At 62.9% G+C, this 24,967-nt stretch carries 24 protein-coding genes and 2 pseudogenes; 13 read left to right on the forward strand and 13 right to left on the reverse strand.

Annotated elements, in window-relative coordinates:
- Nucleotides 1-2: 2 nt before the first annotated feature.
- Nucleotides 3-1,172: a WcaI family glycosyltransferase gene (locus H2O14_RS01250; RefSeq protein WP_182829241.1), complete on the reverse strand. Its 1,170-nt coding sequence runs from the start codon at nucleotides 1,170-1,172 to the stop codon at nucleotides 3-5.
- The gene (locus H2O14_RS01255) at nucleotides 1,127-1,354 is read right to left on the reverse strand and encodes a hypothetical protein (protein ID WP_182826200.1); all 228 of its coding nucleotides are present in this window, start codon (nucleotides 1,352-1,354) and stop codon (nucleotides 1,127-1,129) included. Before H2O14_RS01255 ends, H2O14_RS01250 begins: the two co-directional genes overlap by 46 nt.
- A 722-nt stretch (nucleotides 1,355-2,076) precedes the next feature.
- Between H2O14_RS01255 and H2O14_RS01260 the strand changes: the two genes are divergently transcribed.
- Nucleotides 2,077-2,364, forward strand: coding sequence for a hypothetical protein (locus H2O14_RS01260; RefSeq protein ID WP_182829464.1), 288 nt, complete (start codon nucleotides 2,077-2,079; stop codon nucleotides 2,362-2,364).
- A gap of 452 nt (nucleotides 2,365-2,816) precedes the next feature.
- Complete coding sequence (locus H2O14_RS01265; protein WP_182826201.1) at nucleotides 2,817-4,208, forward strand: efflux transporter outer membrane subunit; 1,392 nt, start codon at nucleotides 2,817-2,819, stop codon at nucleotides 4,206-4,208.
- Here H2O14_RS01265 and H2O14_RS01270 read toward each other — a convergent pair.
- Entirely contained in the window at nucleotides 4,205-5,218 is a 1,014-nt protein-coding gene (locus tag H2O14_RS01270; protein WP_182826202.1) for a LacI family DNA-binding transcriptional regulator, read from the reverse strand. The two genes, H2O14_RS01265 and H2O14_RS01270, sit on opposite strands and share 4 nt — an antisense overlap.
- A 101-nt stretch (nucleotides 5,219-5,319) precedes the next feature.
- Between H2O14_RS01270 and H2O14_RS01275 the strand changes: the two genes are divergently transcribed.
- Together H2O14_RS01275 and H2O14_RS01280 are read left to right on the forward strand one after the other, a co-directional pair.
- Nucleotides 5,320-6,513 (forward strand): phytanoyl-CoA dioxygenase family protein, encoded by a 1,194-nt coding sequence (locus H2O14_RS01275; protein ID WP_182829242.1) that lies wholly within the window; start codon nucleotides 5,320-5,322, stop codon nucleotides 6,511-6,513.
- Nucleotides 6,514-6,773: 260 nt separating this feature from the next.
- Nucleotides 6,774-7,595 carry an SDR family oxidoreductase gene (locus tag H2O14_RS01280; RefSeq protein ID WP_182826203.1) on the forward strand — a complete coding sequence of 274 codons (822 nt, stop codon included), beginning with the start codon at nucleotides 6,774-6,776 and terminating at the stop codon, nucleotides 7,593-7,595.
- A gap of 15 nt (nucleotides 7,596-7,610) precedes the next feature.
- On the opposite strand, the gene H2O14_RS01285 is transcribed toward H2O14_RS01280, so the two are convergent.
- Nucleotides 7,611-8,528, reverse strand: coding sequence for a LysR substrate-binding domain-containing protein (locus H2O14_RS01285; RefSeq protein ID WP_182826204.1), 918 nt, complete (start codon nucleotides 8,526-8,528; stop codon nucleotides 7,611-7,613).
- Nucleotides 8,529-8,647: 119 nt separating this feature from the next.
- Between H2O14_RS01285 and H2O14_RS01290 the strand changes: the two genes are divergently transcribed.
- Nucleotides 8,648-8,878, forward strand: coding sequence for a hypothetical protein (locus tag H2O14_RS01290; RefSeq protein WP_182826205.1), 231 nt, complete (start codon nucleotides 8,648-8,650; stop codon nucleotides 8,876-8,878).
- A 9-nt stretch (nucleotides 8,879-8,887) separates the two neighbouring features.
- Here H2O14_RS01290 and H2O14_RS01295 read toward each other — a convergent pair whose 3' ends face one another.
- The 3 genes and pseudogenes from H2O14_RS01295 to H2O14_RS01305 all read right to left on the reverse strand — a co-directional run bounded on the left by H2O14_RS01295 (nucleotide 8,888) and on the right by H2O14_RS01305 (nucleotide 11,110).
- Complete coding sequence (locus H2O14_RS01295; protein WP_182826206.1) at nucleotides 8,888-9,796, reverse strand: LysR substrate-binding domain-containing protein; 909 nt, start codon at nucleotides 9,794-9,796, stop codon at nucleotides 8,888-8,890.
- 75 nt (nucleotides 9,797-9,871) lie between these two features.
- On the reverse strand, nucleotides 9,872-10,087 hold the full coding sequence (locus H2O14_RS01300) for a hypothetical protein (protein ID WP_182826207.1): 216 nt from the start codon (nucleotides 10,085-10,087) through the stop codon (nucleotides 9,872-9,874).
- Nucleotides 10,088-10,196: 109 nt separating this feature from the next.
- Nucleotides 10,197-11,110: pseudogene (locus H2O14_RS01305) on the reverse strand (LysR family transcriptional regulator ArgP).
- A 92-nt stretch (nucleotides 11,111-11,202) separates the two neighbouring features.
- On the opposite strand from H2O14_RS01305, the gene H2O14_RS01310 reads away from it, so the two are divergent.
- A complete protein-coding gene (locus tag H2O14_RS01310) occupies nucleotides 11,203-11,811 on the forward strand; it encodes a LysE/ArgO family amino acid transporter (RefSeq protein ID WP_182826208.1) in 609 nt (202 codons plus the stop codon).
- A 48-nt stretch (nucleotides 11,812-11,859) separates the two neighbouring features.
- Here the strand turns inward: H2O14_RS01310 and H2O14_RS01315 are convergent, their stop codons facing one another.
- Together H2O14_RS01315 and H2O14_RS28350 are read right to left on the reverse strand one after the other, a co-directional pair.
- Nucleotides 11,860-13,758, reverse strand: a complete 1,899-nt coding sequence (locus H2O14_RS01315; protein WP_182826209.1) for a hypothetical protein — start codon at nucleotides 13,756-13,758, stop codon at nucleotides 11,860-11,862.
- A gap of 161 nt (nucleotides 13,759-13,919) precedes the next feature.
- Nucleotides 13,920-14,048, reverse strand: a complete 129-nt coding sequence (locus H2O14_RS28350; RefSeq protein WP_263822301.1) for a hypothetical protein — start codon at nucleotides 14,046-14,048, stop codon at nucleotides 13,920-13,922.
- A 328-nt stretch (nucleotides 14,049-14,376) separates the two neighbouring features.
- Between H2O14_RS28350 and H2O14_RS01320 the strand changes: the two genes are divergently transcribed.
- Together H2O14_RS01320 and H2O14_RS01325 are read left to right on the forward strand one after the other, a co-directional pair.
- Nucleotides 14,377-14,964 carry an endo alpha-1,4 polygalactosaminidase gene (locus tag H2O14_RS01320; protein ID WP_182826210.1) on the forward strand — a complete coding sequence of 196 codons (588 nt, stop codon included), beginning with the start codon at nucleotides 14,377-14,379 and terminating at the stop codon, nucleotides 14,962-14,964.
- Nucleotides 14,940-15,347 carry a hypothetical protein gene (locus tag H2O14_RS01325; RefSeq protein WP_182826211.1) on the forward strand — a complete coding sequence of 136 codons (408 nt, stop codon included), beginning with the start codon at nucleotides 14,940-14,942 and terminating at the stop codon, nucleotides 15,345-15,347. The genes H2O14_RS01320 and H2O14_RS01325 overlap by 25 nt, the downstream gene beginning before the upstream one ends.
- 219 nt (nucleotides 15,348-15,566) lie before the next feature.
- Here H2O14_RS01325 and H2O14_RS26990 read toward each other — a convergent pair whose 3' ends face one another.
- Together H2O14_RS26990 and H2O14_RS29205 are read right to left on the reverse strand one after the other, a co-directional pair.
- The gene (locus tag H2O14_RS26990; protein ID WP_409526892.1) at nucleotides 15,567-16,088 is read right to left on the reverse strand and encodes a hypothetical protein; all 522 of its coding nucleotides are present in this window, start codon (nucleotides 16,086-16,088) and stop codon (nucleotides 15,567-15,569) included.
- On the reverse strand, nucleotides 16,054-16,542 hold the full coding sequence (locus H2O14_RS29205) for a PHB depolymerase family esterase (RefSeq protein WP_409526893.1): 489 nt from the start codon (nucleotides 16,540-16,542) through the stop codon (nucleotides 16,054-16,056). The genes H2O14_RS26990 and H2O14_RS29205 overlap by 35 nt, the downstream gene beginning before the upstream one ends.
- 674 nt (nucleotides 16,543-17,216) lie before the next feature.
- Here H2O14_RS29205 and H2O14_RS01335 point away from each other — a divergent pair.
- From H2O14_RS01335 to H2O14_RS01345, 3 genes and pseudogenes are all read left to right on the forward strand, one after another.
- Entirely contained in the window at nucleotides 17,217-18,335 is a 1,119-nt protein-coding gene (locus tag H2O14_RS01335; protein WP_182826212.1) for an AI-2E family transporter, read from the forward strand.
- 769 nt (nucleotides 18,336-19,104) lie between these two features.
- A pseudogene (gene thrS, locus H2O14_RS01340) lies at nucleotides 19,105-21,089 on the forward strand (threonine--tRNA ligase).
- 119 nt (nucleotides 21,090-21,208) lie between these two features.
- Nucleotides 21,209-22,036, forward strand: a complete 828-nt coding sequence (locus H2O14_RS01345) for a lysophospholipid acyltransferase family protein (RefSeq protein WP_182826213.1) — start codon at nucleotides 21,209-21,211, stop codon at nucleotides 22,034-22,036.
- A 15-nt stretch (nucleotides 22,037-22,051) separates the two neighbouring features.
- Here H2O14_RS01345 and H2O14_RS01350 read toward each other — a convergent pair whose 3' ends face one another.
- Nucleotides 22,052-23,050: a hypothetical protein gene (locus tag H2O14_RS01350; RefSeq protein ID WP_182826214.1), complete on the reverse strand. Its 999-nt coding sequence runs from the start codon at nucleotides 23,048-23,050 to the stop codon at nucleotides 22,052-22,054.
- A gap of 92 nt (nucleotides 23,051-23,142) precedes the next feature.
- Between H2O14_RS01350 and H2O14_RS01355 the strand changes: the two genes are divergently transcribed.
- Both H2O14_RS01355 and H2O14_RS01360 read left to right on the forward strand, forming a co-directional pair.
- Entirely contained in the window at nucleotides 23,143-23,718 is a 576-nt protein-coding gene (locus H2O14_RS01355) for a nitroreductase (protein WP_182826215.1), read from the forward strand.
- Nucleotides 23,719-23,722: 4 nt separating this feature from the next.
- The gene (locus tag H2O14_RS01360) at nucleotides 23,723-24,328 is read left to right on the forward strand and encodes a flavin reductase family protein (RefSeq protein WP_182826216.1); all 606 of its coding nucleotides are present in this window, start codon (nucleotides 23,723-23,725) and stop codon (nucleotides 24,326-24,328) included.
- A gap of 3 nt (nucleotides 24,329-24,331) precedes the next feature.
- Here the strand turns inward: H2O14_RS01360 and H2O14_RS01365 are convergent, their stop codons facing one another.
- Nucleotides 24,332-24,856, reverse strand: coding sequence for a hypothetical protein (locus H2O14_RS01365; protein ID WP_182826217.1), 525 nt, complete (start codon nucleotides 24,854-24,856; stop codon nucleotides 24,332-24,334).
- Nucleotides 24,857-24,967 lie beyond the last annotated feature (111 nt).

The raw sequence follows: 24,967 nt of genomic DNA on the forward strand, positions 1-24,967 counted from the left end.
GCTCAGCCCGTGACGGCGTTGATGAACAGAATGCAGCCGTCCTGCTTGGACAGTTTGCGCGACAGGTCGGCGCGGCGATCCTTGAAATCCTCGCGATCGCCCTTCGAGGCGTTCTGGATGGCGCGGGTCAGCGCGTCGACATCGCCGGGCGGGGTGATCAGCGCGCTGTCGCCGAGGAAGTTGGCGAGTTCCGTGCCCATGTCGGCGGTCACAACCACCGGGGCGCCGGAGGCCAGCATGCCGCCGAGCTTGGAGGGCAGCACGAGGTCGGCTGCGCCGCGCTCCTGCGGCAACGCATGCAGGCTGGCGAGGTTCATGAATTCGTTGAAGCGTTCATAAGGCTGGAACGGCAGGAACTGCACATTGGTCAACCCTGCGTATTTGGCCATCAGCGATTTTTTCGCCGGGCCTTCGCCGGCCACGACGAACTTGATCTTGCGATGGCTGTCTTCCAGCTTGCGGGCGGCTTCGAGCAGCGTGTCGAGACCCTGCTTGGCGCCGATATTGCCGGAATAGAGCACGATGAAATCATCGTCGGCATAGCCGAGTTCCTGGCGATAGGCCGAGGTCCGGCCGAGCGGATAGATATGTTCGAGATCGACCCAGTTGCGGACGATCACCACCTGTTCGGGATTGCCGGTCTTCTCGGCGAGCTTGCCCGCCATACGCTCGGAAATCGTGATGATGCGGTCGAACATCTTCAGCGTCGTCTTCTCGAACAGGAAGGCGGCTTTCTGCAGCCACTTGTTCGCTTTCAGGTGACCGACGGCGAATGCCGCGTCGACTTCTAGATCCTGCGAATGCAGCACGGTGCGCGCGCCGACCGCCTTGGCCGCCAGGATGGCGAGCGGGGCGGCGAACAAGGTCGGCTCGATGCAGATGACGATATCGGGACGATGGCGCAGGATACGCCAGAGCGCCACGGGCGCCGAGGTCAGCGCGAAGGAGAGGGGCGCGATCAGCCGCCAGACGCCGCTCATATTCTCCTTCAGGAAGAGCGGCACGCGGAAGACCTTCACGCCCTTGCGGCTTTCTACCGAATAGGCGTTCTTGTAGCCGTCGCGCACGGCCCAGCCGGGATAATGCGGCGGCGTGGTCACGACGGTGACATCGGCATTCTGACCGCTCAGATATTCCGCGATTTCGCCGGTGTATTTGCCGACGCCCGCGATCTCGGGGAGAAATTCATCCCGTAAATCAGGACTTTCTTTCCTTCGATATCGGTCATCTCCGCCTTGGCGGCGCGAGAGAAGGAGGTCGGCGAGACATTCATCGTCATGTTGTGGAACCCGTTAGACGCAAGCAGCGAGGGACGAATCTGGTGTTTTCGATCGATAATCAAGGTTTCGGGCAAGAGTCTGTCGAATTTGCGGTTTTAACGCGCCGCCGTCGGCGCTGGTTCCATAAGCCTTGTGCGGCGCCCCTAACTGAGGGCCTCAACAGTGCATGGCCGGCAAATTGTCTGGTCGGCTCCCTTGCATTCGCGTTCGTATCGTCCTTGCGCCTCCGATCTCCTGGACGCGGCTATCCGCCAGCCGACGCGTCTCACCGGCCGGCGCCGTGTCGGATCACGACAGGGCACGACCGCCGGTGCGGCGGCGATGGATATGCGCGGGCTTGACGAGAGGCGCATGGGGCGGCTCTTCCAAGCCGACCACATTCAACTCCAAGCGGTTGAAATACGGTCGATTTATGACGTGGGAAAGCCGTGGCTCACAATTACGTGAAATCTGTTTTTTCCGCAACGCGGCGCCGAAAAAAAATCTGTTCGAAAATGCATGCCTTTCGCGGTTTTTTAACGGCTCGAAAACGGATTGATCCAGGTCATTGAAAAGTCCTTTTCCGTGCCCATATCTCCTCGCGCCGGCGGCGACCAAACGCCGCCCGGTTCGCAATCCAGATCAGGGAGGCAAGCGAATGAAAATCGATGATCGTTCCGCTTCTTCTTGCGGCCGCTCCATGACGGCCGGCTGTACCGGATACAGTCGCTAGCGCGGGTTTCCCGCCTCCAGTGATTTCACTCCCCAGCAGAACGACAGAGCGACCTGCACAACAGGCGCAATGGAAAGGAATGCCATGGAAAAACAAGTCATCGAACATGCCGGTCAACCGGTCGGCGTTGCGCTTCACCACGACGGCAAGGTCAAGTTCATGGCCGTCAAATATCACGTGATGGATCTCGACGACGTCGTCTTCAATTCCGTCACGGAACTGCGCGGCGCCCTGGCGCGGCTCAAATCTCCCCCAGCCTCGCGCCGCGGCCTGACGGTCGATAATCCTCTCGCGGGCCGCCGAACGGGCGGCCCTTCGTCGTCGTCGATTCGACGGCTTTCATCGGCGCAAAGCCGTCGCGACTGCGTATAATCGTGGTAAATCCGCAACAATCCCGCGCAAAAGATAGTGTGTGCTACGACCGGCTCGATGAGCGGTGATCGCTATCGATTTTGACTAAATTTCTAAGCATGAATAGTAAATCCGGTGGGTTTCCCGCATCGCGGCGAACGCGCCCGGCCCGCCCAGCGACGAAAGTCGACCGAATCAGCGGCTTGGGCTTGCGAGCCGGCATCGGGAGCCGTGTGGACAAATCTTAAATTTTTGTTGAATTCCTGTCATCCGCGCTGAATAAAAGAGTATGGTTCCGGAACTCGGCGCGGAGGAAGCCGCGCTGCTCGTTTTGCGTGATGTGCCGGTCGCGGCTTTTGCATTCTGCTGGTTCGCCAGCATCCAGTTAGGTTCGCGCTTTCGCATGTGCGGGAGAAGCGCATTTCACAATGCCTCGGGGAATGATTCCTGGGGATCAGGAGTTCGTCTGATCCATGTCGAAAAATCTTGTCGCGCTGGCCGCTTTCGCAGCCCTGATGTCGTCCTGCAGCACCAATTTCATCGCCGGGCCCGACATTGCCCTGACGCCGCATTTCAAGGAACGAGTGACGACCAAGGGTGAGACCATCCAGCCGACCACGACCTGGTGGGCGAATTTCGGCGATTCCAATCTCAATCGCCTGGTCGACGAAGCGCTCGCGCAAAACCTCAACGTCGAGACGGCCCGCGAGCGTGTTCGGCAAGCCCGGATCGTGGCGCGCGTCAATGTCGGCGCCTATCTGCCGGCCGGCGGCCTGAACGCGTCGATCACGCGCAGCCACACCAATCCGGAAGGCCAGCCCAGCACGACGTTCACCAACAATTCCGCCACGGTCGGTCCGACCTGGACCCTCAATCCGTTCGGCTGGGCGAAAACGTCCGAGCGCGAAAAGGCCAATATCGAAGTGGCCAAGGAAAACCTCAACGACGCCCGCCTGACGGTGATCGCCAATATCGCGACCGCTTATATGAATGCGCAGGGCACCGGTCGTCAGATCGAGATCGCCAAGAAGTCGCTGGCGGTGCAGAACAATACGACGCAGATCACCAAGGCCAAGCTCGAAGCCGGATCGGCGAGCGCGCTCGACGAAGCCCAGGCCTCCGCTCAGGCTGCGCTGACGGCCGCCGATATTCCGCAGCTGGAGCAGGCGCGTCTGCAATATATCAACCAGATCGCCATCCTGCTCGGCAAGGAGCCGGCGGCGCTCGACAATCTCTTCACCAAATACAACGCCATCAAGCGTCCCAAGGTGAAGTTCAACGAAGGCATCCCGGCCGACCTCCTGCGCAATCGCCCCGATGTGCGCTTGGCGGAGCAGGATCTCAATTACGCGCTCGCCGATATCGGCGTGGCCGAAGCCGACCGCCTGCCGACGATCACCCTGTCCGGCTCTGTCGGCCCGGGCCGTTCGAACGGCGTGTCCTACAACGGCTGGAGCTTCGGCCCGTCGCTGAACATCCCGATCTTCAATCAGGGCACGCTCAAGGCCGCGGTCGATCTCAACAAGTCCACCGCCAAGGTCCAGTATCTCGCCTATAAGAGCGCGGTGCTGACGGCGGTCAAGGATGTCGAGGATGCGCTGGTGGCGCTGCGCAAGGAACGCGAGCACTATTCACGCCTTTCGGTCGCGGTGAGCGAATATCGCCGCGCGCTGGAACTCGCCCAGCAGCTCTACGACGCCGGCAACACGGAATTCTCCGACGTGCTTCTGGCGCAGGATTCGCTCTACACGGCCGAGCTGCAGCTCGCCCAGAGCTCGCAGCAGCTGGCGCTGAACTATATCGCGCTGTGCCAGGCGCTCGGCGGCGGCTGGGCCGGCGACGAACAGGTGATGGCGTCCAACTAAACCGGCGCGTTGAACGGCGTCACCACATCCAGTTTCGACAGAATCGGCCCCCGATCGGGGCCGATTTTTTTGTGCCAGTCGAGAAAGGCGCGAAACACCGACGCCGCGTCCCGACGCAGGTCGTGCCATAGAACGAAATTCACCCGCTCCTGCGCAAGCAGATCGCGATTGTCCTCGTCGAGATCATGCGCCACGAAACAGGCGATCTTTCTGCTTAGGGCGTCGAATTCCGCCAGGATCGACCTGTTGCCGCCGCCGATCGAATAGACGGCGTTGACATCGGCATGGCGGCGAAGCGCGGCGCGCACGATCTCGCCCGTCGCCCGATCCCGGCCGTATCCTTCGCTCGCCTCGACGATTGCGAGATGCGGCCAGCGCGCCCCGAGCAACCTGCGAAAGCCCGCGATCCGCTCCTCTTCGCCGCGGAAGCGGCTGGACGACAGGGTGACCAGGACCGCGCCCTTTGCCAACGTCGAGCCGATCAGATAGGCGGCGGTTTCCCCGGCCGCGCCATTGTCGGCGCCGGCATAGGCGATCCGCACGGAGCCCGGCAGGTCGGTGGCGATGGTGACCACCGGAATGCCCGCCTGCGCGAGATCCGCGACGGCCTGGTTGACCAGAGGCGTATCGGCCGCCTTCAGCACCACGCCATGGCTGCCGCGGCTGCGCACCCGGGCCAGTAATTTCACCAGCGCCGCGTCCTCGATGCGCTCGGAAAAGTGAAAACGCGCCCGCAGCACCGCCGGCGGAGAAATCGCCGCCTCCTGTTCGAAGGCCTGCCGCACCGCCGTCGAGAACCGGTCGGGCGTTTCCATGATGACGTCGAAGACGTAGGTCCGCCCGGCCAGCGCTTGAGCCTGTTCCTGCTGCCTCAACTCCTCGATCGCCGCCTGCACCCGGTTGAGGGTTTGCCGCCGCACGCCGCCGCGGCCGTTTATCGCCCGATCGACTGTGGCGGTGGAGAGACCGGCCTGAAAGGCGATGTCCTTGATTAGAAAGTCATGCGCCATACGCGCCCCGATATGATGGATTTTTGATGGATCTCGCCCCTGTGCCTATCACGACGCGCGCCTATACTGAACTCACATTCGTCAAGCTCGGGGAGGAGCGCATGAAGACCGATAATCCCAAGGCCGTCAGGGCAAACCGCGTCTGGTATCGCGAGACCGATTGCGATCTCGACGATTTCGCCGCGCTGGTCAGCCGGACCACCGACCTCACTGACTATCCGCATGCGAGCGCGGTCGAGAAGAATGTGCTGATCTACGACGCCCGGGACATCGTCGAGGCCTGCGCCACGGAGGAGGGGCGTCGCGACGTTCTGGCCGAGATCTGCGACGTTTTCGCTCACGGCCCCGGCGTCGCCGTGTTCAAGCGCGCCTACATGGATCTCGGCGCGATCGATCGCGCCACGCAGATCTTCGCCGACATCATCGAGGAACAGCATCGCAGCAAGACCGGCGGCGGCGATCACTTCGCTAAGCCCGGCGCAAACGATCGCATCTGGAATTCGCTGGAAAAGCACTGCCTCGCCGACGCGGAGAATTTCGCGCATTACTACGGCAACCCGATCGTCGCGCTCGCGTCCGAAGCCTGGCTCGGCCCGCATTACCAGATGACGGCGCAGGTCAACCGGGTCAATCCGGGCGGGGCGGCGCAAAAATTTCACCGCGACTACCATCTCGGCTTCCAGTCGGCCGCCGAGATCGAGCGCTATCCCGCCCATGTCCACCACCTGTCGCCGGTGCTGACGCTGCAGGGCGCGGTCGCCCATTGCGACATGCCGCTCGAAAGCGGCCCGACCTTGTTCCTGCCCTATAGCCAGCTTTACCCGCTCGGCTATCTGGTTTCGGCGCGGCAGGAGTTTCAGGACTACTTCACCGCCCATCACGTTCAATTGCCGCTGGAGAAGGGCGACGTGGTGTTCTTCAATCCGGCGCTCATCCATGCGGCGGGAACCAACCGGTCGGAGAATATTCTGCGCACCGCCAATCTCCTGCAGGTCTCCTCGGCTTTCGGACGCGCGATGGAATCGGTCGGCCGGGAAAAGATGTCGGCGGCGCTCTATCCGGCGCTGAAGGCCATGCTCGCTTCCGGCCGGATCAGCGACGCAGCGGCTGACAACGCCATCGCCTCCTGCGCCGAAGGCTATTCCTTCCCGACCAATCTCGATCGCGATCCTCCGCTCGGCGGCCTCGCGCCCAAGACGCAGGCGCAGTTGTTCCGCGAAGCGCTCGCATCCGACATGACGCCGGATGACTTCGTAAAAGCACTGACCGATCAGTCTGAGAAAAAGCTGACCTGACCACCCCTTTCGTCTGCGCCGCCGACCGATCGGCGCAGGCGTCGAGCCGGGGCGCGTTCCGGCTCGCACAAGCGGGGATCAAAATCCCCGCATGGGCATTTCCCGCAAATACGCCAAGCTTTGCATGGGGAAATGCTCCGGACGTCCGTCTCCTGTCGCGGTTTCTCCCCGCGTCCGGACGTCGTCAAAGACCCTCCCCGGCGCCGGGGAGGGTTCTTCGTTTTTGGATCGGGTCACCGCGAAGTGACCAAGGAGGACGCATGACTGACAACGCCGCCCGTCTCACGGGCAAGATCGCCGTCGTCACCGGCGGAACGCAGGGACTGGGCGCCACCGTAGCGCGGCTGTTCGCCGAACGCGGCGCGGAAGGACTGGTGATCTGCGGCCGCAACCAGGCCAAGGGCGAGGCCAAGGCGCGCGAGATCGAAGCCGCCACCGGCGTCAGCACCATCTATCAGCCCGCCGATCTGGAGCGGGTGGAGGACGCGCGCGCTGTGATCGCCCGCGCCGACTCCGAATTCGGCCGGATCGATTGCCTGGTCAACGCCGCCGCTATCACCGATCGCGGCACGATCCTCGACACCAGTCCCGAGCTGTTCGACCGCATGTTCGCCATCAATGTGCGCGCGCCGTTCTTTCTGATGCAGGAGGCGATCGGGCTGATGCGAAGGGAAGGGACAGAAGGCGCGATCGTCAGTATCGGCTCGATGTCGGCCATGGCCGGACAGCCCTTCCTGGCCGCTTATTGCGCCTCCAAGGGCGCGCTGGAGACGCTGACCAAGAACACGGCCTATGCCGTGCTGCGCAACCGCATCCGCGTCAACGGGCTCAATATCGGCTGGATGGCGTCGGAGGGCGAGGATCGCATCCAGCGCGAATTCCATGGCGCCCCCGCCGACTGGCTTGAAAAAGCGGCGGCAGGCCAGCCCTTCGGTCGCCTGGTGGATCCGCAGGAAGTGGCGCGCGCCTGCGTCTATCTCTGCTCGCCGGAATCCGGTTTGATGACGGGGTCGGTGATCTGCCTCGACCAGTCGATCTGGGGCGCCTATGATGGTTCGCCTCATCCCGTCGCACCGCTCTGACCCGGGCAGGGCGCGTCAGATCTGCATCTGTCGCGCCTCTTCCACCACCCATTCGCGAAACGCGGCGATGCGGGCGTCGCCGGCGTTCTGCTGCGGATAGACGAGGAAATAGGCGTATTCCGAGGGCGCGCGGATGCTGAGGTCGAACGGCCGGATCAGCTTGCCTTCCGACAGGTCGCTGGCCACCATGGCGAAATCCGCCAAAGCCACGGCTTCGCCGGCAAGCGCCGCCTCGACCGCGTCGGTCGAAGTGCCGAAGACGATGGTGCGGCTGTCGTCGAAATCCGCCACGCCGGCGGCGGCCATCCACATTCGCCAGTTCGGCCAGGTCACGCCGGGGCGCGACCATTCGATATGCGCCAGCGTGTGCAGTTGCAGGTCGCGCGGCTCCTTCAACGGCTTGCCGGAATCGAGCAGCCGCGGGCTGCAGACGGGCACGATGATGTTGTCGAACAGGCGATGCGACCCCAGCCCGGCATATTTGCCGGAGCCGTAACGGATCGCGACATCGACGTCGTCGAGATCGAAGTCGCGCACTTCGTAGGACACGTCGAAGCGCAGTTCGATTTCGGGATGCCGCTTGCGAAATTGATCGACGCGGCGCATCAGCCATTTGGTGGCGAATTGCGGATCGACGGTGACGCGCAGATAGTCGGCCCCGCGCGCTTTCTTGCGCGCCCGCGACACGGCTTTCTCCAAAACGTCGATCGCTTCCTTGGCGGCGTCGAACATGATCGCGCCGGCTTCGGTCAGGCGAATGGAGCGGCTCGTTCTGACAAACAACTGCGCGCCGACCTGATCCTCGATTTCCTTGATCTGGTAGCTCACCGCCGCCGGCGTCAGGCCGAGTTCGTCGGCCGCGCGTGTAAAGTTGAGGTGATGTCCTGCGGCCACCAGCGTTCGCAATGCTCGGGCGCCGGGTGCGGCTCGCATATTGGACCTTCAAAAAATGCTTGAAATTAGATTGAGAATTACTCGTTTCCCCAATTCCCGTCAATGCGTCATAACAGGACCATCAAATCAGCTTAAAGAAAAACTTGATGGAGCAGGCTATGTCTACCTCTTTCGCCACGCATCACGCCGGCCATGTTTCCCTCGATTGGAGCAATGCGCTCAATCGCATCGCAGCCCTGTTCGGCGCAGACGAGACCACCGCAGCGGCGCCGGAACTTCCGGCCGAATTGCGCCGGCTGTCGCCGCATCTGCTCGCCGATATCGGCGTGGACCCGCGCTTCGTCACGGACGACGATTTCTCCCGGCGCGGCACCTCGCCCGGCCTCTGAGCGTTCCCGTCATCGGTCGCGGACCGCGCGCGCCGTCTCCGCGATCCGGAGAAACTCGCGCGCCGCGGTCGGCAGGGAAGATCCCCTCCGCCAAACGAGCCCGACCTGAACGACGGGCAAAGCGCCGGAAACATCCCGGCTTTCGATCCTGTCGCCTTCCAGTGACCACGGTCGATAGACGAGGTCGGGGAGCAGCGCGACCCCGGCGCCGGTGGCGACGAGGCTGCGCACCGCTTCCACCGATCGCGTCCGGAAGGCGACATGCGGCTTGGCGCCCAACGCCGTCAACAGCTTGCCGGTATTCTCCTCGATTTCATCGACCGTCAACATGATCAGCGGTTCGCGCGCGATGTCCTTCACCGAAATGATGTCGGCGCCGCCGAGCTTGTGGCCCATCGGCAGCCAGAGCCGATAGGGCGAGGTTTCGATGATCTCCGCCTGCAACGCCATGCGGTCGCGCAGGTTGGAAATCGTCATCACGGCTATGTCCAACTCGCCGCCGACCAGCAGATGTTCGAGGTAAGAGCCGTTGTCCTCCATGGCGGTCACGTCGACGCCCGGATAGGCGCGCCTGTAGCGGCGGAGAAGATCCGACAGAACGTAACCTGCGACCAGCGAGGTGACGCCGAGATTGAGCGCGCCGGAGACATCCTGCTTCTGTTCGGAAAAAGCCCGGCGGGCGTCCGACACCTGCGAAAGAATGTTGGTGGCATGGCGCAGGAACTGATGGCCGTTATGGGTGATCGTCAGCCCGCGCGAATGCCGCTCGAACAGCGCCACGCCGAGATCGCTTTCGAGTTCCTTGATCGCTTCGGTTATCGAGGATTGCGAGATAGACAACATCTGCGCCGCCCCGGATACGGTGCCCTGTTCGGCGACGGCGATGAAATATTGCAATTGTCTGAGCGTGAAGGCCATGGGACGAGTTTAAAGCACATCGCCCCTGACGGCGCAGCAAGTTTCCGCCCGGTTTCGCGGCGGCATTTTATGAGATCACTGCAGCTCCAGAATCTTCTGCAGCACGCGCTGGGCTTCGTCCTGATCCGGCTCCCAGAAATGGATGCTGGCGCTGTCTTCCGAGCCCAGCGAAATATGGAACGCCTCGCGGTCCATGCCGAGTTCGACCATGCGCGCCTCGATCCGGCTGGCGTCGGCGGGAACACCGTTGAATTTCAAGGTGGCGCTATACTGAGCTGCGTGGCTGGACATCCGTTTTCCTCCCGTATTCCTTGCAGAATGCTATCGTATATAGAGAGAATTTTCGCAATGTGAAGGTTTTGTTAACCTTAATAACGCGGCCAACTATAAGTAATACTATTTATATTTTACTTTTGGCAGGTTCGAGGCAAGTCTTGGCGGCCTGGGCGATTGCAGCGGTGAGTTGCACGAGCTGGTCCGCCGCCATACGGTTGATCTGCCAGAACAGGGGAATGTCGAGATGCGCGCCGGGCACGAGTTCGACGAGCCGTCCGGCTTTGAGATGGTCGCGCACCAGCAGATCCGGATTCATGCCCCAGCCCAGCCCCAACAGGCAGGCGTCGACGAAAGCCTGGGTCGACGGCAGCCAATGACCCGACAGCGCCGCCTCGCAGCCGAGCGCGACTTTCGCCCATTGTTCCTGCAACAGGTCTTTCTGATTGAAGGTCAGCGACGGCGCGTCCGCCAGCGCCTCCGCGGTGACGCCCGACGGAAAATGCCGGGCGAGGAAGGCGGGGCTGGCGGTGGCCCTGTAGCGCAGGGCGCCGAGCGGCAAAGCCCGGCAGCCGGACACCGGCTTGGCGAGGCTCGTGACCGCGGCCAGCACCTGGCCGCGCTTCAGCCATTCCGCCGTGTGATCCTGATCGTCGACGGTGACGGCGAGCAGATGCCCGGCGCGCTCGGAAAACCGGGCCGCCGCCGGCAGGAACCAGGAGCCGAGACTGTCGGCATTGACCGCCACCGCCACCGTGGCGCGCAGGTTTTGCCGTCGCCGTCCTCAAGTCCCGGAAGTTCGCGAAACAGGTCCTGCTCGAGCAGGCTGACATGCTGCATGTGCCGGCACAGCCAGGCGCCTTTTTCGGTGGCGACGCAGGGCGCGCCGCGGACGATCAAGGCCGCCCCGATCCGGTCTTCCAATTGTTTGACGCGCTGCGACACGGCCGAGGGCGTGACATTCAGCTGTCGCGCGGCCTTCTCGAAGCTGCCGGTCTCGGCCACTGCGGCCACGGCGCGCAGCGAGGCGTAGTCGATCATCGTGATTAGCCCTGCTTAATCCGAGTAAGATTGTTTAACTAGCCTAAATCAACTGGCCGCGCTAGCACAGCTCCGACCGCAAAGGAGCGCAGATGACATTGCCTATTTTCTTCACCGGTTTCGGCGCCGGTCTCGGCCTGATCGTGGCCATCGGCGCGCAGAACGCCTTCGTGCTGCGGCAGGGACTTCTGAAACAGCATGTGCTGGCCGTCTGCCTCGCCTGCGCGCTGTCGGACGCGGCGCTGATTGCGCTGGGCGTCTCGGGCTTCCGGCTGGTGTCCACGGTGATGCCCTGGCTCGACCCCGCCATGCGCATCGGCGGCGCGCTGTTTCTCCTCTGGTATGGAGCCCGCAGCTTTCTCTCCGCCTGGCGCGGCGGCGCGGCGCTGCTGGCCGAGCAGGGCTTGACACGTCCGCTCTGGCCGACGCTTCTCACCTGTCTGGCGCTGACCTGGCTCAATCCGCATGTCTATCTCGACACGGTGGTGCTGCTGGGCGCGATCTCCACCCGCTATGACGGCGCCGAACATGTCTTCGGCCTCGGCGCCGTCACGGCGTCGTTCGCTTTCTTCTTTTCGCTCGGCTACGGCGCGTGCCTGCTCCGGCCGCTATTTGCCCGCCCCAATGCCTGGCGGATCCTCGACGCCCTGATCGGCGTGGTGATGTGGACGATTGCGCTCACCCTCGTCGCCGGTCGGTGATGCCGGCGCGACAGCGCCCGGAAAGCCAGCGCCCGGAACGCCAATGTTTCAGCGCGGCAGCGCCGGAACGTCGATATGATCGGGCGCCAGCCCCCGCCGCGCCCGCTCCGCCATCATGTCGTACGCCGTTTCGAGATGTCGCGTCATCCTGACGGGATCGAACAGCGGCGAAATGACCCTGGCCGCCTCCAGCTTCGCCCGGTAGCCGGCGCGCCTGTGGCCGTCGCCGATCAGCTGAAGCGCCAGCCGCACATAATCGCGCTCCGTCCCCGCCGCCAAGTCCTCGCAATCGGAGTGCTTCAGCAGCGCCCAGCTGACCCGGGAATGATAGGATTGCCCGCGCATGGTGACGAGCGGCGTTCCGGCCCGAAGGATATCGGCGCTGGTCGAATGACCGTTGTAAGGCAGGGTGTCGAGCGCGAGATCGGCGAGCGCGATCTGGCCGAGATAGACCGGATGCGGCGCAGGCCCGTCGATGAAAAAGATCCGGTCTGACGTCACACCCTGCCGCGCGGCTTCCGCCAGCAGCGAGCGCTGCGCCTCCGGATTTCGACACAGGATCCACAGCACCGCCTCCGGCGCTGCGCGCAGGATCTGCATCCAGAGATCGAACAGTTTCGGCGTCATCTTGCGCGGCGCGTTGAAGGCGCCGAGAATGACCTTGTCCGCCGGCAGGCCGACATCGGCGCGGCTGACCGTGCGGATACCGGCGGCGTCGAAGGCGCGGTTCGGCATTTGCGTTTCCGGCAAGCGGCAAAGCTTTTCGCGATACTGCGCCTTTGCGTCGTCCGGCGTCACGAGCCGGTCGGTGACGGCGTAATCGAAATCGCCGCCGGGCACGCTGGCGGGATAACCGAGATAGACGGCCTTGACCGGCGCGCCGCAAAGGCGGGCGATGTTGAGGCGGGCGTTGCGGGTGAAACCCTTGAGATCGACGAGAATGTCGATCCCCTCGGCATCGATCCTGTCGGCCGCCGCCTGGTCGTCGAGACCCGACAGATCGATATAATCGGGCTCGAGCGCGCCGAGCCGTTTGTCGGCGATTTTTCTCGAGCCATAACCGAACAACCGGATCTCGAACCGCGCGCGGTCATGGGCCAGAAACACCGGCTCCATCACGTCGAAGACGATGAAATTTCCGAATTCGTCGCTGAGATAGCCGATGCGGACCTTGCCTTGCGGCTGCATGGTTCGGCGTGGACGCGGAGCGGGGCCTGTCTTCGCCATCTGCCGCAGCCGCAATTCATCCGCCGACGGCGCGCTCTGCTTCGCCGGGTCGTCGAGCCAGTACAGCCGGTCGAGCGCCGCCTGGTGGGTAAACACGGCTTCGGCGAAAGGCGTGCGCGGCGGCGTCATCATCGCGTCGAAACCGTGCATCGTGTCGAAATCCATCATGGCGCGGGCCGACGAGATCAGTTCTACGGTCAGCATCACATCGTCTGGATGATGGGCGAGCGCCGCCTTCAGGCAGTCGCGCGCCGCCGCCATCCGCCCGATCGCCTTGAAGCAATTGGCTTTGAAGAAGGCCTGCGCCGGCGTCTCGTCGCTGAGCCGATTGAGAAGGGCGGGCAGCGCATCGACGTTCCCGCGGGCCTGCAGGGCGCGAATGAGCGCCGTCACCAGCTTGGGCTCCGGCGCGGGCAAAGCCGCGATCAGCGGCGCGACCCGGTCGAGATCGTCACCGGCGCCGGCTTGCAGAAACAGCTGGCAGGCCAGTGTGGTGAAGGCGTTCGCTTTGTCGGGGACCAGCGCGCCGAGCTGTTCATAGAGCCGGCCCGCCTCGATCGTCCGGCCGGTTTTGGCGAGACTCGCCGCGAGCGCGCCGATCAGCGCCGGCTCGCCCGCCGCCTCCGGCAGCGGCGACAACAAGTCGACGACGCGCGGATGATCACCGCTCTGCTGCAACTGGCGGATATCGGTGAGCAGGGAAATGAGGTCGGGGCGCATGCGGGGCTCGATTCGGTTGCGCCGATGCTACATCAGGCCGCAGGCGGTCGAGCGAACAAAAAAATGACCGGACGGGCAGGGGAGGCCGTCCGGTCAAGAAAAGCGCGGGTGATGCGGGGAGGGGAACGCACCCGCGCTGGGGGAGGAGGTCAGTTGGTTGTTTAGAAGGCGGCGCGGCGAAGGGCGGCGCGGCGGGCGGCGTCGTTCTCGCGGATGGAGGTGACGATCGACGACACGGCGGTCGCGACGAACATTACGGTGATCAGGCCTGCCATTGCTGTAAGGGTCATGTACATCATCTCGTTCATCCTTTCGTCAGACCGTTTGTCCGCCTGGCCACTCTTATGGCCGATTTCGCGGGTCTTGCCTGTTTCCTGGGGAACACCGGCTGAGTTCCGGACTTTCCCTCTCATCGGCGTTGATTAGAACCGATCAGCCTTGAAGCGCCGCTGAATGCTTCGTTCAGATAACGTTCAGCCTATAAAAAAAGTTTCGGGTCTTTCGAAAATTTAGTTGACAGGGGCGAGCGGCTGGCGCAGCCGCCCGCCCGTCCTTGTGTGAAAGGCCTATGAATATCCTGCAGGAATCGGCTAGTTTGCCTCCAGATAGGAGATGCCGATGCCCCGCTACAAAACCCGCGACGGATGGATCGAGGTCGACAATTGGGGTTACCAGCTCCAGGGCCGCAACGCGCCGCTGTCGGTGGAGGCGCTCGCCCGCCAGCCGCATGACATGCTGGTGATCGACGCCACCCGCGACGGAACCGACGCGACCCGCTTTTCCCGCAGGGATGTCGCCGCCATGCAAGACGGCCCGGACGGCCGCCGTCTCGTCGCATCCTATATCTCCATCGGCGAGGCCAGCGATTTCCGAGATTACTGGGACGAGGACTGGACGACCACCGGCAAGGCGACCGGCAGGCTCACCGCCGACGCCCCCGACTGGCTCGGCCCCGTCAATCCCGATTGGCCCGAAAGCCGCAAGGTCCGCTACTGGGACGAGGATTGGCAGGACATCCTCTTCAACGACAAGCGAAGCGGCGATCTCGACAATATCGTCAAGGCCGGCTTCGACGCCGCCTATCTCGACATCGTCGACGCCTATTACTTCTGGGGTTCGGAGGTGAAGAAATCCGACCGCCAGCCCGGCGACCCGAAAACGACACCCACGCCGCCGACCGCATGGTCGAGTTCATCAAGGACATGACCGACCACGCCCGCGAGAGAAACGACGATTTCTTCGTCATCCCGCAGAACGGCGCCTGGATCATCGACGCGCTGAAGGACGGAGGCCGGGCTTATCGCGACGAGATCGCCGACTACTATGCCTCCATCGGCGGCATCGGCATCGAAGACCTCTATTTCCGCGGCGACAAGGACGAAAACAACCGTTTTCGCCCCGACGAAGACACGATCCGCATCCTCAAGCGCGACTTCCTCGCCCACGACATCCCCGTCTATGTTACGGATTACATCACCGGCGACAAACGGGTCGCGACGTTCCAAGCGGCGGCTGCGGAGGATGGATTCATCCCCTATGCGGCGCCGGACCGGGATCTGGACCGGATGGGGGATGGGTGGGAGATGTGAGTTCCAGCACACGACCTGCGCTGCCCGGCGACGCTGATGCGAAGCGCAGGGTCGATGCGCGACCTGCGGGCCCTGACTGATCGACCAAGTCGCCGCCGACGACTGCATGGAGACGTTTTGGAAAGCGGCGGAGGGCCGATCACTCCCGGCGCCGCGCCGGACCAGGATGGATGTCGGCATTTGGCCCTGAGCGGACTTGGCGGGAAATCGGCGCGGACATCATTTCAATAGCCCGGCTTTACGCAAGGCGTCGTTTATGACCTTGCCGACACCCTGCTCCGTCGAACGGTCGCCACGAGTCTGGCCGCCTTTGCTCTTCGCGAAGTCGAGCGCCCTGGCCACGAGGGATTCTATCCGGTCGTGCCCGGCGTCGACGTTCCGGATGGTGGTGGACTGTTCATACATGGATACGTCGTTCGCATCGGCCAGCCCCCAGGACATGGCGATTCGAGCCGTAGACGATATGCCGGCGCTCAGCATGTAAGGTCCCGCCTTACCCAATGCAGTGTCGGCCGGCGATGCCAGGGGAACGCCATGCGCCATGCCTTTGACGAGATAGAGCTCGACCAGCGTCCGCCCATGCGGGTCCGACCAAGCCTGGCGCAGATGGCCATTGATCGTCTCTTCGCTCGGCAAGCCCAGCAGTTCGTGAGCGCCGCGCCATTGATCGGCGATCTGTTCGGCATTGAGAGATTTTACGGTCTGGTCATGCGTGCCGTGCCAGATGGAGACGGACGGCAATCGCCGAGGTCTCGTCGATATGGTCGCCAGCGCCTTCCGCAACGTCTTGCTGCTCGGCGGATTTCTGCCATGCATACGCTCGAAAGCCTGGGCAACGCCGGAGGACACCCCGTAAGGCAGCCCGCCAATGATGGCGCCGCCCGCGAAGAGATCGATAGGCTGCAAGCATCACATTGGCCATAGCCCCGCCTGCCGATAGGCCCGTGACGTAAATGCGGTCCGAGTCCAGTCCATGCGATTGCATGACGTGGTCGACCATCTCTTTGATGGAGGCGGCTTCGCCAACATCTCTGCGGATGTCGCCCGGCTCGAACCAATTGAAGCAGAGATTCGCATTGTTCGATCTCTGCTGTTCTGGAAACAGCACCGCGAAGCCCTTCTCCTCGGCAAGCTGCGACCATCCGGAACCGAGGTCGTAGCCTGCCGCAGTCTGGGTGCAGCCATGCAGGACCACGACGAGTGCTGCCCTGGGAGCCAGGACCGAGGGCAGAAAGAGCCAACCCCTCAAAGCGCCCGGGTTTGTGCCGAATCTTTTCAGTTCAACGAGTTCTCTTACTCTGTTTGCGGGGGACATTTTCATTCTCCAAAGCCCGGCCATGGGGCGAGGATTAGACATGGGGACGAATGCTGCGCTGCACAATGAGGCGTCGGAATTTATCGCGCCGCGCCTTGGGGCCCTGCTGAGACGGCGGCCTTGCTGTTGCTCTTGGCCGGAAATCCAGGACAATAAGCGGAACTGGAACTCGCTTCCGCCGTTAACTCCGCCACGGGACACTCAGGTTTCGCATCAGGGAGACGACGATGGGAGGCGCCGCAGATAAGGTCGTCGGCAAGGCGAATGAATTGGCCGGTCAATCTCGCCAGGGCGTCGGTCAGGCCTTCGAACACGATGAGATTTCCTGCTGCGGGTCGTTGCGCTGATGGGCCGAGCCGCCAAGCAACGAAAAGACACATGTCCTTCTGAGCGGGATATTCGACCAGCAGAAAGCGACGCATGCGAAACCGACGACGCCGGCGATGACTGCCCTCAATTTGAAAACGTCCAAGTGCTATGGTGAATTCTGGCCTCGTCGCATAAAGCGGCGGAGCGTTCACCGCTCACAGGCTTCCAACGCGGAGTGCGCGAACATGACCACAGATCCACAGGCGCCGGCGCCTCCAGCTTCCGACGCCTCGCCGGGATCGACAAGACTTCAGAAATACGTGGGATGCATCCTGTTTCTGATGGTCATCTATAGCCTCTATGTCGGCCGGGAGTTTCTCACGCCGATTGTGTTGGCGTTCCTCCTCGCCCTTACGCTAAGCCCGATCGTCCGCTTCCTGTCCAAGCGCTCGGTGCCCGCGGCGATTTCCGCGACGCTGCTCATCATTCTGACGGCGCTGTTCATTTCGGCTCTCGTTTATGTGACCAGCGGCCCGATATCGGCGCTGGTCGCCGATGCGCCCGCCATCGGCCAGAAACTGCAGGACAAGGCTCATAGCCTTCAGATGACGGTCGAAAAGGCGATCAAGGCGACCGCGCAGATCGACTCCGCCACAGAGGCGGTCGCGGACTCCAATGTCCAAAAAGTCGTCGTGGCTCAACCCGGCATCCTGTCGCGGGCCGCCGGCAACGCGGTGTCTATTGGAACCACGCTTGCCATCACCTTCGTTCTGTCCCTGTTTCTTCTCGCATCAGGGACCCTGTTTTACGAGAAGATCATACAGTCGGCGCCGAAGCTGAGCGACAAGAAAAAGGCGCTGCGGGTGGTCTACAATGTCGAGCGGGAAATCTCGCGCTATCTGTTCACGATCACGATCATCAACGGTCTTCTTGGCGTCACGATCGGCATCGGGCTTTGGTTCATCGGAATTCCAAACGCGCTCGTTTGGGGTGTCGCCGCAGCCATCCTCAACTTCCTCCCCTATATAGGCGCATTGCTGACGGTGATTGTTGTCGCCGTCATCTCGCTGGCCACGTTCGATGGAATTCTGATCGGTCTTCTTGCGCCCGCCTTCGTGCTGACCTGCAACATCGTCGAAGGACAGTTCGTCACCCCGCTGATGCTTGGCAGACGGCTGGAGCTGAACACCGTGGCGGTGTTCATCTCGATCTCATTCTGGTCCTGGATCTGGGGTTTCATCGGCGCTCTTCTCGCAGTCCCCATTCTTGTTGTGATCAAGGTCATCTGCGACCATTTCGAACCACTGCAAGCGTTCGGAAACTTCCTCTCCGCCCAACAGACGATCAACAAGTCGGAGGAATGACGCGATCGCCGTTTTCCACCGCTTTACATCCATCGGCATGATGGGGACGTCAGCATTACGGAAGTGAAAGCGAAACCCACACTTATGAACGCGCAAGAACGACGGTTGCCGCCATCAACGCGGATGATGCGCTTTGGACGAGTTCATAATAGATTCTTTCGACGCGCCTTCACGCCAAATTTTCAAAAGAATCTTCCCCTGCCTCATCCCCCACCATCCCACACCCCTTATCCTCGTCTCGTCCCATCATCGGCTACACCGCGAGGCGTCGCGGCGAGGTGGGGCCGGCGCTGGGGCAAGGGGGACGACGTGAACCCTCTTTCTCCGGGGCTTCGAGAAACGACGACCCCCGAAGACTGGGGACCTGGGCGTGAAAGCGTCCCCCAGGGTGGCGTCTCGCAAGGGACGTCATAGTAAGGCCCGCTTTAGAGGCGGATTACCCGCAGGCTCGATCTGCGGCGACGAGCGTCAAGTTCGAGGCACAAACCGCCGACTGCGGGGCGCGACGAGCGTCATACTAAACTAACTTAACGAGGCGTTCTTCGCGCCCCGGCCGAGCCCGCATGGGCGAAGCGAGAGAATGAGGCTTAACTCCGGGCGATGAGACGCGGCGGGGGTTTTGGCGCGCCCGGTCCCGATCAACGGCCGGGAGGCCCGCCGCCCACCCTTCCAAAACCGCCCAAATCGCTCTATACCGCGCGCGTCAACTGCCGGATCTTCCGGCCTCACCACCCGCATTCGTTGGCGGGACTGGATAAAGGAAAAGCATATGTCCGTTTCCCTGACTTTCCCCGATGGCTCCGTCCGCTCTTATGACGCCTCCGCAACCGGACGCGACGTCGCCGAGAGCATTTCGAAATCGCTGGCCAAGAAGGCCGTCGCCATCAAGATCGACGGCGCGCTGCGCGATCTCTCCGACCCCGTCGTCGACGGCCGGATCGAGATCGTCACCCGCACCGATCCCGCCGCCCTCGAGCTCATCCGCCATGACGCGGCCCATGTGATGGCCGAAGCCGTGCAGGAACTCTGGCCGGGCACCCAGGTCACCATCGGCCCGGTGATCGAAAACGGCTTCTATTACGATTTCTATCGCGACGCGCCCTTCACCCCCGACGACCTGCCGGTCATCGAGAAGAAGATGAAGGAAATCATCGGCCGCAACAAAGCCTTCACCAAGGAAGTGTGGTCGCGCGACCGCGCCAAGCAGGTCTTTGCCGATAAGGGCGAGACGTTCAAGGTCGAGCTGGTCGACGCCATCCCCGAGGGACAGGATCTCAAGATCTACCACCAGGGCGACTGGTTCGATCTCTGCCGTGGGCCTCATATGGCTTCCACCGGCCAGATCGGCACGGCCTTCAAGCTGATGAAGGTGGCCGGCGCCTATTGGCGCGGCGACAGCAACAATCCCATGCTGACCCGCATCTACGGCACCGCCTGGGCCGAACAGGCCGAGCTCGACGCCTATCTGCACAAGCTCGCCGAAGCCGAAAAGCGCGATCACCGCAAGCTGGGCCGCGAAATGGATCTCTACCATTTCCAGGAAGAAGGCCCGGGCGTGGTGTTCTGGCATGGCAAGGGCTGGCGCATGTTCCAAACGCTGACCGCCTATATGCGCCGCCGGCTGGCCGGAACCTATCAGGAGGTCAACGCGCCGCAGGTGCTCGACAAGTCGCTCTGGGAAACATCCGGCCATTGGGGCTGGTATCAGGAGAACATGTTCGCGGTGAAATCCGCCCATGCCTTCACCCATCCCGACGACGAGGAAGCCGACCAGAAGGTTTTCGCGCTCAAGCCGATGAACTGCCCCGGCCATATCCAGATCTTCAAGCATGGCCTGAAGTCCTATCGCGACATGCCGGTGCGTCTGGCCGAATTCGGCCTGGTGCATCGCTATGAAGCCTCGGGCGCGCTGCATGGGCTGATGCGCGTGCGCGGCTTCACCCAGGACGACGCCCACGTCTTCTGCACCGACGAGCAGATGGCGGCGGAATGCCTGCGCATCAACGACCTGATCCTCTCGGTCTATCAGGATTTCGGCTTCGACGAGATCGTGGTCAAGCTCTCCACCCGCCCGGACAAGCGCGTCGGCGAGGATGCGCTGTGGGATCGCGCCGAAAGCGTCATGATGGAGGTGCTCAAGACCATCGAGGAACAGTCCGGCGGCCGCATCAAGACCGGCATCCTGCCGGGCGAGGGCGCCTTCTATGGTCCGAAGTTCGAATACACCCTGAAGGACGCCATCGGCCGCGAATGGCAGTGCGGCACGACCCAGGTCGACTTCAACCTGCCCGAACGCTTCGGCGCCTTCTATATCGACAGCAATTCGGAAAAGACCCAGCCGGTGATGATCCATCGCGCCATCTGCGGTTCGATGGAGCGCTTCCTCGGCATTCTCATCGAAAACTACCGGCCGGCCATATGCCGTTGTGGTTTGCGCCGCAGCAGGTGGTGGTCGCCACCATCACCTCGGAGGCCGACGACTACGCCATGAAGGTCGTGGAGCGTCTGCGTCACGCCGGCCTGTCGGTCGAGGCGGATCTGCGCAACGAGAAGATCAACTACAAGGTCCGTGAGCACTCGGTGACCAAGGTTCCGGTGATTCTGGTCTGCGGCAAGCGCGAAGCGGAGGAGCAGACGGTCAATATGCGTCGGCTCGGCTCGCAGAACCAGACGCCGATGGCGCTGGAGGAAGCCATCGCCGCGCTCGTCGACGAGGCGACGCCGCCGGATCTCAAGCGTCGCAAGGCGCTTTAAACGCGCAAGCGAGACAAAAGTTCCGACAGGCGTGGACAAAATCCACGCCTGTCGTCATTATGTCACCATAGGTTCTTATGGGTGTAAGAACTGTCGACGATAATACTGGAAACGCCCCCGTGAAATTCAGAGAACTGTCTTACGCCAATGAGAGCGACCCGCTTCTCAAGCGCATGGTGATCCGCACCGTCGAGAACCTTTCCGGCCGTGACAGATATGTCGAAATGTACAAGATCTGGCGCTCCGAAGTGGTGGGCAAGTCCGATCGGGTGTTTTCCAGGATGCTCGAACTGATCAAGATCGACCTTTCGGTCAAGGGCAACTGGCCGCCGAAGGATCTGCCCGAAGGCCCGGTGGTCATGGTCGCCAACCATCCCTATGGCATCGCCGACGGCATCGCCGTGCTGGCGCTGGCCGAACAGCTCGGCCGTCCCTTCAAGGTGCTGATCAACGACCAGCTGTTGAAGATCCCGGAAATGAAGCCCTATGCGCTGCCGGTGTCTTTCGAAGAGACCAAGGAAGCGCTGGCCATCAACATGGCCACCCGCAACGAGGCGCTCCGGCTGTTGAAGGAAGGCGTCACCATCGTGATCTTCCCGGCCGGCGGCGTCGCCACCGCGCCCAAGGGGTTCGGCCAGGCCGAGGATCTGCCGTGGAAGATGTTCCCGGCCAAGCTCATCCAGTCGGCCAAGGCCAGCGTGCTGCCGATCTATTTCGAGGGACAGAACGGCTGGCTGTTCCATCTCGTCAGCCGCTTTTCGCTGACGTTGCGCCTGTCGCTGCTGATCCGCGAATTCTGCCAGTTGTCGGGCGAGACGATCTATTCCAATATCGGCCAGATCGTGCCCTGGGACGAGCTGTCGCGCATTCCCGACCGCAAGGCGATCCTGCAATATATTTACGAGTCGGTGTTTTCGCTGGACGCGCGCGCGGTGAAAACTGCGTAAGACTGGACCGACGGATCAGCCGTCGTCCAGCAGCACTTCGACATCCTGATTCTTGCCCGGCGCGACGGTGAAGTCGCGCTGGTAGATCTTGTCCTTGTGGCGCGCCACGGCGGTGTATTTGCCTTCGGCCAGGATCACCACCGGAAAGGCGCCGACGCTTTCGCTGACCGAGTCGCCCGAGCCCGACAGGATCGACCAGGCCGTGTCGGCGATCGCCTCGCCGCCCTCCTGCGACACCAGCTTGAGCGCGATCTTGGCCGCCTTGTGCTGCAGCGTCGCCTTGGTCAATTGCCCGGCTCGGATCTGGATATCGGCGCGGATCGTGGCGTTGATGTCGCCGTAGTTGGAGACGATGTGATAGGTGCCGGCGTTCAGCCGCACGATCTCGCCGGGCTTGACGTCGCTCATGATCAAGCCGCGCTCGCCATCCTCGCGGACCTCGGACGCATAGATGTTGAATTTCAATTCGCTGACCGGAATGCGGTTGTCGGAGCCCGACACCGCGTTCAGCACCACGCCGCCGGCGTCGAGCACCAGCGTCTGCGCGGCGACATCGCCTTTGGCGGGCACGACCAGCTTCTTGGTGGCGCCGGCGCGGCCGAAGGCCACATGCACGAAATATTCGCCCGGCTCGAGTTCGAGGTCGGCCGAGCCGCCCTCTGCGCTGGCCAGCAGCGGCAGCTTGCCGTCGGGACCGGCGATGGGGCGGAAGACCCGCCAGGAAAGGCCGTATTTCATCGGCTTGCCGCCCTCGGTCAGTCGGGCCTCGAAATGCACGGGCTTGCCGGTGGACAATAGCGCGTCACCGCTCGGGGACAGTGGCGAAAACGCGTTGATCGCCGGTGTTTCGGCCGGCGGCGTCATCTCCGCGCCGGGCTTGGCTTCATCCGGCCGACGGCTCGGTTCGATGACGGTGAAAGGGTCGGTGTCCTGCGCTGCGGCCGGCGCGGCGAGGCCGGCGACCATGAGGGCGAGGGCCGCTGGCGCGAATGAGGCGATGATGGCGGTCTTCATTTCCGAGCTTGACTCTCCGTTCGCGGCGGATCACTTCTCCCGCAAGCTGGACAGGATTTCAAGTCCGACATCTCCGTCGGAATAGAGGCAATATGAAGACCGATATCACGCTGATCGATTATCTCCGCACCCGCCGCTCCATTCCCGCTTTCCAGATGCGCGAGCCGGGTCCCTCCAAGGAAGAGGTCGACGCCATGTTGACGCTGGCGAGCCGCGTGCCCGACCATGGCAAGCTCGCCCCCTGGCGCTTCATCGTCTATTCCGGCCCGGTTCGCGAGCGGATCTCGCTCGAACTCTCCGCCATCCGCAAGGGCGACCAGCCGGATCTCTCCGAAGAGATGGTCAAGGTCGAGGAGACACGCTTCACCCGCGCTCCCGTGGTGATCGCCGTCGTCTCCCGCGCCGCGCCGCATGCGAAAATCCCGGAATGGGAACAGGTGATGTCGGCCGGCGCCGTCTGCCTCAACCTGCTGATGGCGGCCAATGCGCATGGCTATGTCTCGAACTGGCTGTCGGAATGGATGGCCTTCGACGAGCGCGCCTTCCCGATCCTCGGCGTTCAGCCGGGTGAGAAGGTGGCGGGATTCATCCATATCGGCTCGACCGATTTCCCGGTCGTCGACCGGCCGCGGCCGGAGCTGTCCGACATCGTCAGCTGGGCGGAATAGACGGATGTTCTACAGGGCCGATACGCGTGATCATGGTCTGCCGCATGATCCGTTCAAGGCGATCGTCGCGCCGCGGCCGATCGGCTGGATCGGCACGCGCGGCGCCGATGGCGGCCGCAATCTCGGCCCTTACTCCTTCTTCAACACGGTCTGCGACACGCCGAAGATCGTGATGTTCTCGTCGTCGGGCTACAAGCACTCGGCCCGCAACGCCCTCGAGACCGGCGTCTTCACCGTCAACTATGTCAGCGCCGACCTGATGGCGGCGATGAACGCGTCCTCCGCCGCCGTACCCTACGGGGTCGACGAATTCGACCTCGCCGGCCTGACCGCCGCCGAGGGCGAGATGGTCGATGCGCCCTATGTGGCCGAGGCGAAAGCCGTTCTCGAATGCCGCGTCACCCAAATCATCCGCCCCGTCGGTCTCGACGGCAGGGAGGCGGATGCGCATATGGTGTTCGGCCAGGTGGTCGGCATACGCATCGACGACTCCGTCATCCAGAATGGCCGTTTCGACGTGGCGCTGGCGCGTCCGGTGACGCGGCTCGGCTATATGGATTACGCCGAAGCCGGCCCGCTGTTCGAGCTTGCCCGACCCAAGGTCGGTTGACGCTTACCCGATATGCCCCGCAAAGCCGAGCGAGCGGGCTTCGTCGGCATTGCCGCTCGCGCCTGTGCGCCATTCCAACGCCGGCACTCCGGCCGCCGCCGCCGCGAACAACAATTGCAATCGCGCCTGGTCGAGAAGCGGCGAAGGGTCGGCGCAGCCGAGGCTGGTTCGCAGGCCGGCGCGGTCCCAGGTGAAGCCGACGAGGCGCGGCGAGGCGATCAGAGGTTTCTGCAGCGCGAGCACGGCGCGCGCGGTGTCGGCCATGCTGGCGACGACAGGCGTGGCGCCGTCGGCGATCCCCATCCGCGCTTCTGCGACCCGCAAAGCCGTCTCCGCTCTTTCGAGGCCCGCCAGGCCGGTGCAGCATCGGATGAGAAGCCCGTCGCTGCGCGCGCCAAGGGCCGATTGAAGGTCGGAGGCGAGGCGGTCCGACTCGCCGTTGACGAGCGCCAACGCCAATGGCGGCCGATCCGACTGAAACCAGCGAAGCGTCGCCAGAGCCGTCGCGGGAATGGAGTCTTCGTTCATTTCGCCGCTCGTCTCATAGAGTTAACCGACCCTCTCCAAACATGGTGAACCAATCTTAAACTTTTGCCGGATAGGCTCAATTCAGTACAGGGCGCGAGTCTGGGAGTCGGG

The sequence above is a fragment of the Rhizobium sp. G21 genome (assembly GCF_014158035.1).
Classification (GTDB): domain Bacteria; phylum Pseudomonadota; class Alphaproteobacteria; order Rhizobiales; family Rhizobiaceae; genus Rhizobium_E.

Excerpts from the sequence above, each read along its gene's own strand:
- H2O14_RS01310 (WP_182826208.1), top strand. The coding sequence starts at position 11,203 with ATGACATTGCCTATTTTCTTCACCGGTTTCGGCGCCGGTCTCGGCCTG.
- H2O14_RS01280 (WP_182826203.1), top strand. The coding sequence starts at position 6,774 with ATGACTGACAACGCCGCCCGTCTCACGGGCAAGATCGCCGTCGTCACC.
- H2O14_RS01325 (WP_182826211.1), top strand. The coding sequence starts at position 14,940 with ATGGTCGAGTTCATCAAGGACATGACCGACCACGCCCGCGAGAGAAAC.
- H2O14_RS01290 (WP_182826205.1), top strand. The coding sequence starts at position 8,648 with ATGTCTACCTCTTTCGCCACGCATCACGCCGGCCATGTTTCCCTCGAT.
- H2O14_RS01265 (WP_182826201.1), top strand. The coding sequence starts at position 2,817 with ATGTCGAAAAATCTTGTCGCGCTGGCCGCTTTCGCAGCCCTGATGTCG.
- H2O14_RS01320 (WP_182826210.1), top strand. The coding sequence starts at position 14,377 with ATGCCCCGCTACAAAACCCGCGACGGATGGATCGAGGTCGACAATTGG.
- H2O14_RS01360 (WP_182826216.1), top strand. The coding sequence starts at position 23,723 with ATGTTCTACAGGGCCGATACGCGTGATCATGGTCTGCCGCATGATCCG.
- H2O14_RS01295 (WP_182826206.1), bottom strand. The coding sequence starts at position 9,796 with ATGGCCTTCACGCTCAGACAATTGCAATATTTCATCGCCGTCGCCGAA.
- H2O14_RS01365 (WP_182826217.1), bottom strand. The coding sequence starts at position 24,856 with ATGAACGAAGACTCCATTCCCGCGACGGCTCTGGCGACGCTTCGCTGG.
- H2O14_RS01335 (WP_182826212.1), top strand. The coding sequence starts at position 17,217 with ATGACCACAGATCCACAGGCGCCGGCGCCTCCAGCTTCCGACGCCTCG.
- H2O14_RS01315 (WP_182826209.1), bottom strand. The coding sequence starts at position 13,758 with ATGCGCCCCGACCTCATTTCCCTGCTCACCGATATCCGCCAGTTGCAG.
- H2O14_RS01275 (WP_182829242.1), top strand. The coding sequence starts at position 5,320 with ATGAAGACCGATAATCCCAAGGCCGTCAGGGCAAACCGCGTCTGGTAT.
- H2O14_RS01260 (WP_182829464.1), top strand. The coding sequence starts at position 2,077 with ATGGAAAAACAAGTCATCGAACATGCCGGTCAACCGGTCGGCGTTGCG.
- H2O14_RS01350 (WP_182826214.1), bottom strand. The coding sequence starts at position 23,050 with ATGAAGACCGCCATCATCGCCTCATTCGCGCCAGCGGCCCTCGCCCTC.
- H2O14_RS01285 (WP_182826204.1), bottom strand. The coding sequence starts at position 8,528 with ATGCGAGCCGCACCCGGCGCCCGAGCATTGCGAACGCTGGTGGCCGCA.
- H2O14_RS28350 (WP_263822301.1), bottom strand. The coding sequence starts at position 14,048 with ATGACCCTTACAGCAATGGCAGGCCTGATCACCGTAATGTTCGTCGCG.
- H2O14_RS01300 (WP_182826207.1), bottom strand. The coding sequence starts at position 10,087 with ATGTCCAGCCACGCAGCTCAGTATAGCGCCACCTTGAAATTCAACGGT.
- H2O14_RS01270 (WP_182826202.1), bottom strand. The coding sequence starts at position 5,218 with ATGGCGCATGACTTTCTAATCAAGGACATCGCCTTTCAGGCCGGTCTC.
- H2O14_RS01355 (WP_182826215.1), top strand. The coding sequence starts at position 23,143 with ATGAAGACCGATATCACGCTGATCGATTATCTCCGCACCCGCCGCTCC.